General features: G+C 68.3%; 12 protein-coding genes and 1 pseudogene. 10 read left to right on the forward strand and 3 right to left on the reverse strand.

The genetic code is table 11. From position 1 onward, the window contains the following. The first annotated feature begins 214 nt into the window (after positions 1-214). The 9 genes and pseudogenes from MQN93_RS39010 to MQN93_RS39050 all read left to right on the forward strand — a co-directional run bounded on the left by MQN93_RS39010 (position 215) and on the right by MQN93_RS39050 (position 8312). Positions 215-1213 (forward strand): NAD(P)/FAD-dependent oxidoreductase, encoded by a 999-nt coding sequence (locus tag MQN93_RS39010; protein ID WP_242713210.1) that lies wholly within the window; start codon positions 215-217, stop codon positions 1211-1213. A gap of 109 nt (positions 1214-1322) precedes the next feature. Next, a complete protein-coding gene (locus MQN93_RS39015) occupies positions 1323-2105 on the forward strand; it encodes a 2-keto-4-pentenoate hydratase (protein ID WP_242713211.1) in 783 nt (260 codons plus the stop codon). Further along, complete coding sequence (locus MQN93_RS39020) at positions 2102-2902, forward strand: 2-keto-4-pentenoate hydratase (RefSeq protein ID WP_242713212.1); 801 nt, start codon at positions 2102-2104, stop codon at positions 2900-2902. Before MQN93_RS39015 ends, MQN93_RS39020 begins: the two co-directional genes overlap by 4 nt. A 24-nt stretch (positions 2903-2926) precedes the next feature. After that, positions 2927-3151: pseudogene (locus MQN93_RS39025) on the forward strand (tautomerase family protein); the annotation flags it as partial. Next, the gene (locus MQN93_RS39030) at positions 3148-3888 is read left to right on the forward strand and encodes an alpha/beta fold hydrolase (protein WP_242713214.1); all 741 of its coding nucleotides are present in this window, start codon (positions 3148-3150) and stop codon (positions 3886-3888) included. The pseudogene MQN93_RS39025 and the gene MQN93_RS39030, both read left to right, overlap by 4 nt. Then, positions 3885-4439, forward strand: a complete 555-nt coding sequence (locus tag MQN93_RS39035; RefSeq protein WP_242713215.1) for an aromatic-ring-hydroxylating dioxygenase subunit beta — start codon at positions 3885-3887, stop codon at positions 4437-4439. Before MQN93_RS39030 ends, MQN93_RS39035 begins: the two co-directional genes overlap by 4 nt. A 33-nt stretch (positions 4440-4472) precedes the next feature. Next, positions 4473-5753, forward strand: coding sequence for an aromatic ring-hydroxylating oxygenase subunit alpha (locus MQN93_RS39040; protein WP_242713216.1), 1281 nt, complete (start codon positions 4473-4475; stop codon positions 5751-5753). 101 nt (positions 5754-5854) lie between these two features. After that, the gene (locus tag MQN93_RS39045; RefSeq protein ID WP_242713217.1) at positions 5855-6919 is read left to right on the forward strand and encodes a DODA-type extradiol aromatic ring-opening family dioxygenase; all 1065 of its coding nucleotides are present in this window, start codon (positions 5855-5857) and stop codon (positions 6917-6919) included. Positions 6920-6944: 25 nt separating this feature from the next. After that, positions 6945-8312: an aldehyde dehydrogenase family protein gene (locus MQN93_RS39050; protein ID WP_242713218.1), complete on the forward strand. Its 1368-nt coding sequence runs from the start codon at positions 6945-6947 to the stop codon at positions 8310-8312. 105 nt (positions 8313-8417) lie between these two features. Here MQN93_RS39050 and MQN93_RS39055 read toward each other — a convergent pair whose 3' ends face one another. Further along, positions 8418-9956, reverse strand: coding sequence for an ISKra4 family transposase (locus tag MQN93_RS39055; RefSeq protein ID WP_242713219.1), 1539 nt, complete (start codon positions 9954-9956; stop codon positions 8418-8420). Between the two features lie 73 nt (positions 9957-10029). Continuing rightward, entirely contained in the window at positions 10030-10557 is a 528-nt protein-coding gene (locus MQN93_RS39060; RefSeq protein ID WP_242713220.1) for a hypothetical protein, read from the reverse strand. Between the two features lie 268 nt (positions 10558-10825). On the opposite strand from MQN93_RS39060, the gene MQN93_RS39065 reads away from it, so the two are divergent. Further along, complete coding sequence (locus MQN93_RS39065; protein ID WP_242713221.1) at positions 10826-11725, forward strand: hypothetical protein; 900 nt, start codon at positions 10826-10828, stop codon at positions 11723-11725. Positions 11726-12052: 327 nt separating this feature from the next. Here MQN93_RS39065 and MQN93_RS39070 read toward each other — a convergent pair whose 3' ends face one another. Next, positions 12053-12688, reverse strand: a complete 636-nt coding sequence (locus MQN93_RS39070; RefSeq protein ID WP_242713222.1) for a TetR/AcrR family transcriptional regulator — start codon at positions 12686-12688, stop codon at positions 12053-12055. Positions 12689-12833 lie beyond the last annotated feature (145 nt).

The raw sequence follows: 12833 nt of genomic DNA on the forward strand, positions 1-12833 counted from the left end.
GCGGAGCGTCTGCCCTTCCCTCGGACGCTTCGCAGCCTGTTCCACCGCGCCGGGAGGGACACAACAGCGTTGCCCCCTCGCCGCCGACGACCGCCCGAGCCGGTCCGGCGGCATCAAAGCCCCAAGCGCGGCCCACCGAGTGGATCGACTGCGTTGTCCCGGTGGGCACCTGCTCGGAATCGTGAAGTACCAGCAATGAAGCTAGGAGTTCGTGATGGCTGACCCTTCCGCCCAAGACCGCGAGGTCGATCTCCTCATAGTCGGCGCGGGACCCGCCGGCCTTTTCGCCGCCTACTATGGTGGATTTCGCGGACTGCGTGTGGCCGTGATCGATTCGCTCCCGCAGCCGGGGGGGCAGGTCATGGCGATGTACCCGGAAAAGCCCATCTACGACATCGCGGGCTTCCCTTCGGTGCGCGGCCGGGACCTCATCGACGGCCTGCTGCGCCAGGCTGCGCCGTTCGAGCCTCTGTATCTGCTCGGACAGCAGGCAACCGAACTGCGCCGCACCGACGACGGATCGCTGACACTTGTCACCTCGGCAGGGGAACGCGTCACTTGCCGCGCGGTGATCCTCACAGCCGGGGTGGGCACCTTCACCCCGCGTCAACTGCCGGCCGGCAGTTCCTACGAGGGTCGCGGCCTGATGTACTTCGTGCCGCGCCCTCAGGATCTTGCCAACCAGGACGTCGTCATTGTCGGCGGCGGAGACAGCGCGGTGGACTGGGCCTTGATGCTCGACGGTGTGGCCAGGTCAGTCACCCTGGTGCACCGCCGAGCTCGGTTCCGTGCGCACGAACACAGCGTGGCTCAGATGCTGGCCTCACCGTCCATAGAGGTGTTGACCGACCACAAGATCGTGGCTGCCAGCGGGACGCACAGCCTGGAGAATGTACGCGTCGCCGACAAACAGGGCAACGAACGCTCACTCAAGTGCCAGAGCATGGTCGCTGCTCTCGGCTTCATCGCCGATCTCGGTCCCCTTACCGAGTGGGGTGTCGAGCTGCGCGACCGACACATCCTGGTGGACACCACCATGGCGACCAATCTGCCGGGAGTCTTCGCCGCCGGCGATGTCACCGAGTATCCGGGCAAGGTCCGGCTGATCGCCGTGGGCTTCGGCGAAGCAGCCACCGCCGTCAACAACGCCATGACGTTGATCAACCCTGACGCCTCACTTTTCCCCGGGCACTCCACCGACCAGCCCTGCTAGTCCGCCCTTCCTACCGGTTCGGCGCAGCACTGCCTGCCGCCTCCGACACTGGTCCACCCGGTGGACCGACTGCATTGTTCCTGTTCACAGCCCTGGAGAGACTCCGAGTATGCGTAAAAACCAGCTACAGGAGGCCGCCCGTCGGCTCACCGAAGCCGAGCGGGACCGCCAGCCCATCAAGCCGCTCACCCAGACCTACGAGGGTCTGGACATCCCGGCCGCGTATGAAGTGCAGCGCATGGTGATTGCCGACCGCATCGCCAACGGTGCCAAGGTACGCGGACACAAGGTGGGCCTGACTGCCGGCGTCATGCGCGAACAGTTCGGTGTCTCCGAGCCCGACTACGGTGTGCTGCTCGATGACATGTTCCTCCTCGAAGGCACCGAGATTCCCGCCGGCAGCCTGCTCGCGCCCCGCGTGGAGCCCGAACTCGCCTTCGTGCTCGACCGGCCGCTCAGCGGCCCCGGAGTGACCGTCGCTGACGTGCTGCGAGCCACCGCGTTCGTCATACCCAGCCTGGAAATCATCGACTCCCGGATCCAGAACTGGGAGATCACCGTCTACGACTCCATCGCGGACAACGCCTCCTCGGCCCGCGTCGTGCTCGGCGGCACGGCCACCGACATCAGCGACATCGACCCCCGGCTGCTGGGGGTCGTGCTCCGCCGCAACGGCGAGATCGCCGAAACCGGCGCCACCGGCGCCGCCCTGGGCAACCCGGTCTCAGCGGTTGCCTGGCTGGCCAACAAGCTGGGCGAGTTTGACGTCACCCTCGAGGAGGGAGCCGTCGTGCTTCCCGGCAGCTGCACGCGCGCCCTGCCGGTCTCCCCCGGCGACCACGTACGCGCCGACTTCGGGCAGATCGGCTCGGTAGGAGTGGTGTTCGCATGAGCAGCAATCTGCAGGACGGGACGACCGCAGTGAACATCCATGACCTGGCCTCGCGCCTGATCGCTGCTGAAGACGCGCGGACGGACATCCTGCCGCTCAGCTATGACGTGGAGTTGAGCGTCGACAATGCTTACCGGATCCAGAGCGAGGTGCTGCTGACCAAGGAGGAGCGCGGCGAGCACATCATCGGCGGCAAGCTCGGCCTGACCTCACGGGCCAAGCAGATCGACATGAACGTGGACAACCCCCTGTACGCCTTCGTCACCTCGGGGATGCTGCACGACGCCACGACCCCGGTGAACCTGTCCCGGCTGATCCACCCTCGGGTGGAACCCGAGATCGTTTTCGTACTCAAGGAGGAACTGTCGGGCCCGGGCATCACCGCCGGAGACGTCCTCGACGCAACCTCTTCGGTCTGTGCCGGCCTGGAAATCATCGACAGCCGCTACCAGGCCTTCAAGTTCACCCTCCAGGACGCGGTCGCCGACAACGCTTCCTCCGCACTGTTCGTCCTCGGCAATGAGTTCGTCGATCCTCCCAAGGACCTGTCCCTGCTGGGCTGCGTGCTGGAGGTCAACGGCAAGCAGGTGGCCACCGCGGCCGGCGCCGCGGTCTGCGGCGATCCCGCACAGGCCGTCGCCTGGATGGCCAACGCCGCCGGCCAGCGCGGAGGCTCCCTCAAGCCCGGATGGCTGGTGCTGTCGGGAGGACTGACCGCCGCGGTGCCACTGCGCTCCGGCGACTGCATCAGTGCCGACTTCAGCCGCCTGGGCAGCGTCAGCGTGCGCGCCCAGTAAGCCGCGGCCCCTCAAGAAAGGACACATGCAATGCCATTCATCCAGATCACCATGGCCAAGGGCCGCACCGCGGACCAGAAGCGGAATCTGCTGCAGGAGGTGTCTGCGGCCGCTGCGCGCGCCACCGGCACCCCCGAGGCAGCGGTGCGCGTGTGGGTCGTCGAGGTTGACGCGGGTGAGGTCATGGCCGGGGGCACGATCCTGGCCGACAAGCAGGCTGCCGCAGCCGCCGACCGGGCCACGTCATGAGTACGTTCGTCCTGATGCACGGTGCCTGGCACGGCGCCTGGTGCTGGGACCGTGTGCTGCCGGAACTTCGGGCGCGAGGCCACCAGGCCATCGCGGTGGAGTTGCCCTCGGACAACCCGGCAGCAGACAGCGAAGCCTATCTGCAGGCCATCGATGACTGCATCGACGACCCGGGCTCCACGGTCCTGGTCGCCCATTCGATGGCTGGTCTGATCGCCCCGGTGTACGCCGAACGGCGTCCGGTGCGTGAACTGGTGCTGCTGTCCTGTCTCTTGCCGCTTCCCGGAGCCAGCTGGCGCGAGCAGCTGTCCACCTCCCGGCCCATGGCCGATGAGTTCTACAGCGAGTTCCTGCCTCACCAGCTCAAGGACGAGCAGGGCCGCAGCTTTTGGACACCGGACGTCGCAGCAGAGCTCTTCTACCACGACTGCGCGCCCGAGGATGCAGCCGAGGCTGCGTCCCGGCTGCGGCCCCAGGCTGCCACCGTGCTGAGCGAGACCACTCCCTGGGGCGGGAAGGTCCCCTCGCCGACGCGGTACATCGTGTGCGAGGCGGACCGTGCCGTCTCCGGCGACTGGGCCAGCCAGGCCGCCAGGACTCGCTTCGGCGCGCACATCACCCGCCTGCACACGTCCCACTCCCCCTTCTGGTCCCGTCCCGCCACGCTGGCCGAACTGCTGACGGCCGAATACGAGGGCCGTGAATACGGGCGGCCACCCCAGGAGTTGACGCAATGATCCCCACCGGCCTCACGTCCGCGACCATCGGGCACGCCACTCCCTCCGACGCCGTCCGGGTCCGCGACACCACTGTGATCAGTGCCGTCTGCCAGTTCCTCTACGACGAGGCCGCGCTGCTGGACGAGTGGCGCCTGGACGAGTGGCTGAGCCTCTTCCACCCGGATGCCGTCTACCTGATCCCCACGCCGGAAGACCTCAGCAATGACCCGGCGACCACCCTGCACTTGGTGCACGACTCCATGAACACGCTCGCCGGCCGGGTCGACCGGCTCAAGAGCAAGCACGCCCATGCCGAGAGCCCCCGTTCCCGAACCCGGCGCCACATCACCAACGTTCGCGTCTGGCAAAGCCCAGATGGCCTCGAAACACGCAGCGTCTTCCAGGTCACCCGGGTCCGCGGCGGAGTCGTCGACCGCTACGTCGGCGTCTACGAGCACCTGCTCGTCTCCACCACCGACAGCGACGTGCCCTGGCTGATCAAGCGCCGCCGAGTGGCCCTTGACCACAGCATCGAATCGGCAGGAGGGCAGCTGAGTGTGCTGCTCTGACCTGTCCCGTCCGCGCCAAGGGAGGCGTCGACCATGACCCCCAGCACCGACTCACGCAACACCTCCGCCAAGGAGTGGGTGGTCGAAGACGTCGCAGCGGGCACGTTCCGCATCGACCGGACCACACTGATCGACGAAGCCGTCTTCGAACGTGAAATGGCGTCAGTGTTCGGCCGATGCTGGCTCTACGTGGGCCACGAATCGGAAATCCCCAAGCCCGGCGACTTCAAAGCACGCGATGTCGGCAACCGACCGCTGATCTTCTGGCACGGCCACGACGGGGCCAAGCGCGTGCTGTACAACTCGTGCCGCCACCGCGGCGCCCTGGTGTGCCGCATTCCCGAGGGCAACGCCCGCGGCATGAGCTGCTTCTACCATGCCTGGACCTACAACAGCACCGGAGCGCTCAACGGCGTACCCGGCGACGAGGGCTACGGAGAGCACTTCGACCGGGCCGCCATGGGCCTGCTCTCGCCGCCCAAGGTCGACAACTACCGCGGGTTCTACTTCGTGTGTTTCGACCCCGGCGCCGTCGGCCTCAAGACGTATCTGGCCGGAGCGGCCGACTACATCGACCTGGTCGCCGACCAGGCCGATGACCTGGAGGTCGTGCCCGGCGCCCACGAATACTCCATGGACGCCAACTGGAAGCTGTTCGTGGAAAACAGCCTGGACGGCTACCACCTGCTGCCCCTGCACAAGACGTACTTCACGTACCTGGAGGAGCGAGAGGGCAACACCCTCGACCGCGACGACACCACCGAGGCGCTGGATCTGGGAAACGGCCATGCGGTCATCTGCGTCCACGGCCCGTGGGCGCGCCCCGTGGCCCGCTGGACCCCGGCCCTCGGCGAACACAACCGTCCCCAGGTCGAAGCGAAGTACCAGGAACTGGTGGAACGTTACGGCTCCGAGCGCGCGCAGATGATCGGGCTCACGGACCGCAACCTGCTGGTGTTCCCCAACCTGATCATCAACGACATCATGGGCGTCGTGATCCGCACGATCACGCCTACCGCAGCGGGACACACAAAGATTCACCAGTGGTCCCTCGCGACCGCCGGCGAGGACCCGGACCTGCGTGCGCGGCGCCTGGACAGCTACATCGCCTTCCAGGGTCCCGCGGGCCTGGCCACCCCCGACGACCTGGAGGCCTGTGAGGCATGCCAGGCCGGACTGCGCACCGCCCCGGACGTGACCTGGTCGGACATCTCCCGCGGCATGCACCGTGAGCACGCCGGACAGCCCAGCATGGCCAGTGACGAGCTTCAGATGCGCGCCTTCTGGCGACGCTGGCAGTCGCTGCTGGACTGACACCTTCGTGCAACTCCCGAGCGGGCTGGGCCATTGACGGCCCACCCGTGCTCTCTTTTCCTGCCTGGCCTCGGCAGCACCACCGAAGAAAGGTGAAGACCATGGCTGAAGTCCTCGGTCTTGGAGTAACCCACTATCCGCCGCTGAGCGGCACGAACGACAACTTGACCCGTGTGTTCCAACGCGCCCTCGCCGATTCCCAGCTTCCCGAAGCGCTCCGCGACCCGGCCAACTGGCCCGCGGAGGCGCGCGCCGAGTGGGCATCCGACGAGGGGCAGCAGGCCGGCCGCCGTCACCGGGAGGCCCTGGTCGCGCAGTTCGCCAAGGTCCGCCAAGCGCTCGACGAGTTCAATCCCGATGTCGTGGTGATCTGGGGTGACGACCAGTACGAGAACTTCCGCGAGGACATCGTCCCGCCCTATTCGGTGCTCGCCTATGACGACCTCACGGTCCGCCCCTGGGAGCACTCGGCCGAGTCCAACGTCATGGGCAACCACAACGTGTGGAACGAGCCCAAGGACCACGAGATCCGGGTCAGGGGCCACCGCGAGGCGGCCAAGCACTTCACGAGCGCCCTCCTCGAGCAGGACATCGACGTCTCCTACGCCTACAAGCCGCTGCACCACCCGGGCTTCCCGCACGCCTTCCTCAACACGATCCTGTATCTCGACTATGAGCGGCAGGGCTTCGACTACCCCGTCGTCGCCTTCCCCATCAACTGCTACGGCCGTCGAGTGATCAGCTACCAGGGCAACATCAGCGCCCTCGGCGACATCCGCGAGCTGGATCCGCCGAGCCCCTCGCCGGCCCGCGTCATGCAGGTGGGCGCGGCTGTCGCCCGCGCGGCAGCGGAAAGTCCCTGGCGTGTCGCTTTGGTCGCCTCCTCCAGCTGGTCGCACAGCTTCCTCGTGGAGTCCACTCACCATCTCTTCCCGGACACCGCTGCCGACCAGCGGCTGTACCAGGCATTGGTCGACGGTGACCTGGACGTGTGGCGATCCACCAGCCTCGCCCAGGCGGAGGCCGCCGGCCAGCAGGAACTGCTCAACTGGTGGGCCCTGCTGGGCGCCATGAGCGAACTGGGCCGCACCACGCCGACCTGGTCGGAGTTCGTGGGGTCGCACCTGTTCGTGTCCGACAAGGTCTTCGCGGCCTACCAGGCGTGAGCCACCAGCCCTCAAGGAGTTGTTCGTGACCACTGTGCGCAGTACCAATCCGCACGAGCCAAAGGAAACGGTCGCCGAGGTACCGGTGACCCCGATCGATGAGTTTCCGGCCCGGCTGGAGCTGGCAGCCAGCGCGGGCCGTGCCTGGGCGCGCACCGCCGCCCCGGAGCGAGCCGTCGCTCTCACCCGTGCCGCGGACGACATCGCCGCCAGCGCCGAGCGTCTCGCCGACCTGATCTCCCGCGAGGTCGGCAAGCCCATCACTGAAGCCCGGGGCGAGGTCGTCCGTGCGGAGCGGACTTTCCGCTACTTCGCGCAGAGTGCACTGTTTCCCGAGGGGGACGTGCTGCCGGGCAGCGAGGCGCGGACGCTGACCTACACCCGGTCCCGGCCACGGGGCGTGGTGGGGCTGATCACGCCGTGGAACTTCCCGCTGGCGATTCCCGCGTGGAAGCTGGCGCCGGCCCTGGCGTACGGCAACGCGGTTGTCTTCAAGCCATCCACGCAGGCCGTCGGTACCGCCGAGGCCCTGGCGGAGATCCTCAACCGGCACCTCCCCCCGGGCGTTGTGATGTTCGCGGTCGGGCCTGGCAGCGGGGCCCTTGTGGCCGAGTCGCCCGTCATCAGCGCCGTTTCGTTCACGGGGTCGACCGAAGTGGGTCGCCAGGTGGCGGCTGCGGTCAGCGCACGCGGCGGCATCGCCCAGGCGGAGATGGGGGGCCAGAACCCCACGGTGGTGCTGGCCGATGCCGATGTGGACGGGGCCATCGCCGGAATCGTGGGGTCGGCCTTCGCCTACGCGGGACAGAAGTGCACCGCCACCAGCCGCATCATCGTCCAGGACAACGTCTACGAGCACACCCGCGACGCCCTGGTCGAAGCGGTGAAGGCCCTCGTCGTCCTTGACCCCTCCGATCCGAAGTGCCAGGTCGGTCCAGTGATCGACAAGGCCTCCCGGGACGGCGCCCTGGCCGCCGTCGCAGCCAGCGGCGGTCGGATCCTGACGGGCGGGAGGAGGCCCGACGTTCCCGGCTCCTACCTGGAGCCGACGTTGGTCGAGGTCGCGGACGCCGACGACGTCCTGGCCACCGACGAGGTCTTCGCTCCCGTTACCGCCCTGCTGCGGGCCCGGTCCGTCCAGCACGCCATCGAGCTGGCCAACGCCACCCCCTACGGCCTGTCCGCCTCCCTCTATACGCGGGATCTGACTGCGGCTCTCACCCACACCCGCGACCTGGAGGCCGGAATGATTCGGGTCAACGCCCCCACCACTGGGCTCGACCACTGGGCGCCGTTCGGCGGCACCAAGGAGTCCAGCTTCGGGCCCCGGGAACAGGGCCTGGCCGCCCGGCAGTTCTACACCGAATCCACCACGGTGGCTGTCAGCCCTTGATCCATCGGACCGCAGTTGTGGCGGGCAGATGCCTTCTTCCGCCCGCCCGCCACAACAGCTCGGCAATCGGAATAGGGTGCGGATCCTCTGAAGTGATGGTCGGGATCAAGCAGTGAGGCTGTAGTTCTGCTGGTCGGGGCTGGGGTAGAGGCGTTGATGTTCGCGGGCCGTGTGGAAGATCCAGTAGTCCTCGAAGTCGCCGTTCGTTATTAATGCGCGGAGCTGGAGGACGGCTTCGGCTCCGTTGAGTCCCCAGCGGGCGCCGGTGATGTCGAGGCGGTCGGCGATCAGGTGGCGGCAGGCGCCTTCGACGGCGCCGGTGGCGATCGGCCAGCCGGCCGCGAGTGCGGTGTCGTAGTGGAGTTGGTCGAGGTGGCCGGTGAGGTAGCGGTGGCAGGTGGTGACGGCCTCGCGGCGGGTGGCGGGAAGCCGTTCGGCTGCGGCTTGGACGGTCATCTCGGTGGCGGCGCGGTCGGCGTGTCCGGCGAGGATCGCGGTGAGTTTGTCCGCGGCCCAGGTCTCGGCCTCGCGGCTGCCGACCGGGTGGAAGGCGTGGGCTGCCGTCCAGCAGTACTCGGCAACGTGCACGAAGTCGAGCAGGACGTTGAGGCGGATGTGGCGGCGGGCGGCTTCGTCCTGGATCAGGTCGAGTTGGTGGCGGGCGCCGTCGACGAGCACGATCCAGTCCCGCAGATGCTGCGGGTCACGGGCCTCGGCCTGGTCGAAGGCGTCGACGACGACGCGTTCCGGGGGACGGATCACCGAGGCGGTGCACCATTTGCGCTCCGCTTTCGGGCCCGGCCTGACCGGCCGGCTCTCGCTGCGGCCGCCGGGCGGATGCACGATGTCGTGCGGCCGGCGCGGGGCGGGCGCGGTGTCGAAGACGCAGGCCACGGTCGCCATGCGCCTGCGGTTGGGTTTCTCTCCCGGGGCCAGGCGTCCGCGCCGTCCGGCCGCCGCGGTCTTGGCCGCGGCCCGGCGGGTGGCCTCGCGCAGGGCTTCGGGGCGCATCACCACGCCTTTGCCGTCGACCTGGATGACCAGCGGCATCTCGCGGGTGCACGGGGTGGGGATCTTCACCGTGTAGTAGGCGGCGATGTCGACAGCGGCAGCGACCACCAGTTCTTCGAGGCGGCGCTTGCCCAGTACTCTTCCGCAGCGGCGCTCGATCGCGGCCTGGGCCTGGTCGAACGAGCCGCGGACTGCCTCCAGGACCGCGAGCCGGGCCAGGCCGCGGGAGTGCCGGCCGGCGGGCAGCGACAACACTTCGTCCGCCGGGTGGACGTTGGACACGCCCCGGCCGCGATAGGCGATCCTGGTCACCCGCACCGGCCCGAACACGCAGGTCAGCCAGCGGAGATGGTTGCTCTCCCGCCAGGTCCGCAGCTGGCCTTCCGGCCCGCGCACCACCAGCCGTCCCGCGCTGATGCGGGCCGCGGCTTCCTCCGCCCTCGCCCGCAGGTCGAGGTGATCCTGCATCAACTGCCGCAGCAACTCGCGTCCTTGCTGTTCGAGCAGCCCCTCCAGCTCGTCGTGGGCCATGCTGTGCGCCGGGGCGCCGGCCAGCGTCGAGACAAGGCGTTCGAAGGCATCACGGGAGGCGGCATACGCATCAGGCTCGGATAAGGCGTCATAGGGTTCCATCTGGGGCTCTTCTTCGGCTCTTTGGCGATTCGTTTGGGTGGTACCTTCGAATCTACGGAGAAGAGCCCCTTGGTCACCGGGAGTTGACCCGGTCGGCGTCCCCGTCATGGCGGGCGAGGGTGAACCGGCCCGGTGTGTCCTCGGCCAGCCAGCCCCGTTCCACCAGACGCTTCAGCTTCCCCCGCGTCCCCTCGATCTTCGCCGTGGTGGCCTCCAGCCCGATCCGGGGCACGATCTGCTTGGCCTGCAACGGACCCGAAGCATCAGCGACGATCTCCACGATGTCCCGGTAGACGTCCGGCAGCACCTCGGCGACCAGGCCCTCCCGCCACGGCGGCACCGCCATCACCCCGATGCCGTGAGGCGCCGGCGCCTCCGTGGGTTCCGGCGCATCGTGCATGTCGACCTCCGGCACTTCCTCGGCGGCCGACAGCTCCGCCAGCACCTGCATGACGGTCTCCCGTGTGATCTCCAACCGCGACAGATCCGCCTGGGCTTTCTCCAGCCGCACGGCTAACTCCGCAGCCTCGGCCTGGAGTTCTTCCACCCGCTGTCGGGCCGCGGCCTCCCGCGCCTGGAGTTCTTCCGGCAACGACACCATCGCGTCCCACCTCCACCTCGCCACGGTAGAAGTACGACGACACCGCCCACACGTCAATCAGCGTCTTCCCAGCTCAGCTATCCCTCGAAAGGATCCGCACCCATCGGAATACGGCAAGAGAACCGTGGTCAGCGAGACAGCGCCGTCGGCAGCGACAGACCCCCTGCCCCCGCAGGGCTGCACCGCCCGCGCGGCCAAGGCGGCATCACCGTCCCCGCCCGACAGGCACAACGGCATGTGGCCATTGTTGTCCTCAACCCTGGCGGCCGTGGTGCTCTCCTGCATCCTCATCGGCCTGTACGTCGGGTTCAGCAGCGCCGCCAAGCCCCACCGAGCGCCGGTCGCCGTCGTGACCAACCAGGAGCCGGCCCAGCAGGTCGGCGTCCTGGCCGGACCCGCGCTGCAGGCGCACCCGGTCGGGGACCGAGAGTCAGGGCTGGCCCTGCTGAGGAACGGGCGGGTGAGCGCGGTGATTTCGACCACTCCGATCGGCCTTCGCCTGGACGTGGCGACGGCGGCCGGTCCCACCACTGCCGTGAGTATCGAAGAAGAAGTGTCCGCGGCAGCCGCTAAGCTGCATCGGCCGCTGTCCACCCACGACACCGTTCCGCTGAGCCCAACTGACCGTCGCGGCCTGGCCATGTTCTTCACAGGTCTGAGTCTCTCGCTGGCGTCATCTTCCCTGGCGCACAGCCTGAACCGGGCTCACTCCCGTCCGCCCTGGCGGCAACGCGTCTGTGTCACCGGCGTCTTCGGGGCCCTGAGCGGCCTCGCAGGAGCACTCGTCACGGGGCCGCTGCTGGGCGCGCTTCCCGGCCCGGTACTTTCCGTGGCGACGACCTTGGCCTTGTTGTCGGTGACCGGTGCGCTCACGACCCAGGCACTTGTCCAGTGGCTAGGACCTCCCGGCCATGCGGCAACCACTGTGCTGTTCGTCGCCGTGGGCATGCCCACCAGCGGCGGCATCGTCGGCGTCCATCTGCTGCCGCCGCCGGCCCAGTTCGTCTCGGGACTGTTGCCTCCAGGAGCCGCCGTCCGGGCCGTCCGCAGCTATTGCTACTTCCATGGCGTGCAGGTCACCGTGCCGTTGCTGACGCTGGCCGGCTGGATCGCTGCCGCAGCCGTGCTGCTGTGGATGCGCGACGGCCAATACCGGCAATCGGAATGACATCTCGATTTCGATCAGCCGCTGGTGTCCACGCCCGGCAAGGTGCGGGGCATCTCACCAAGCAGGCCAACACCTGCACACATACGTCTGATTGGATCGCTTCGGCGGCCAAGGACCGCACGCACCAGCCGCATGCCGTGCCGGGCTCGCGCCTGCCGCCGCTTCGTCGGCGCCGCAGGGTGCATCGGCCGTCCCCTGACCCCGCCGTGAGGCGGTCCGTGATAGAGCGACCAACTGTCGTGTGTACCGGCCACGTGCGAATGCGGCCGTGCGGCCTTACCCGCCGCAGCCGCCTGTTCGGGGCGGGCCGGCGCAGTCGGCGGCCGGTCAGTGTGCGGTCGCGTTGCCGGCCAGGTCCCGGCTTCCCTGGATCGCGTGATCCGCGACCTCGCCGAGGGCATTGCGCTGCGGGAAGAAGCCGTCGCGGAACAGGCCGACGTAACCGTGGGCCAGGGCGATGTGACGCTCCATCAGCACCAGGGCGTCGGCCGGGGTCCGGCCCGTGGCGACAGCCAGGCCGAGCAGAAGGTCGATCAGTTCGCGCCCTGCGGCAGCCAGTGACTCATCGCGCAGCTTCTGCAGACGGGTGGCAAAGATGACGTTGAACCCGGCGCCCCGCTGGGCGACGTATCTCACGTAGACGCCGGCGGTCACGGCGAAACGCTCCACCGGTTCGTCGCCTGCCGCGTCGACAGCGTCACGCATCTCGGTGGCCAGTTCGCGTGCCGCCTGTGTCGCCATGGCGGCGACGATCTCGTCGCGGTCGGCGAAGTGCCGGTACGGAGCGGCGGTGCTGACGCCCACCCGCCGGGCGATCTCGGCGACGGAGAAGGCGTCGAGGCCCTTCTCTGCGAGCAGCGCGAAGCCTGCGTCGATCACTGCGGCCCGCAGGTCGCCGTGATGGTACGCACGCTTGCGCCGTTGACGCGGCTGCGTCAGGGGCGGCTCGTCGCTGTGGGGCACCGGTCTCCGTGAGAGGACGCGCGCCGGCCTGACCGGCCAGCAATGTTAGAGGGCTATCACATAGATAGTAGACCTCCTCGCGCCAGCCTTCAAGAAGTCGCCGACACGATAGCCCAGCCGCCAATGTAAGAGGGTTGTCACATTG

It is taken from the genome of Streptomyces spinosisporus, from assembly GCF_022698145.1.
Taxonomy (GTDB): Bacteria; Actinomycetota; Actinomycetes; order Streptomycetales; family Streptomycetaceae; genus Streptomyces; species Streptomyces spinosisporus.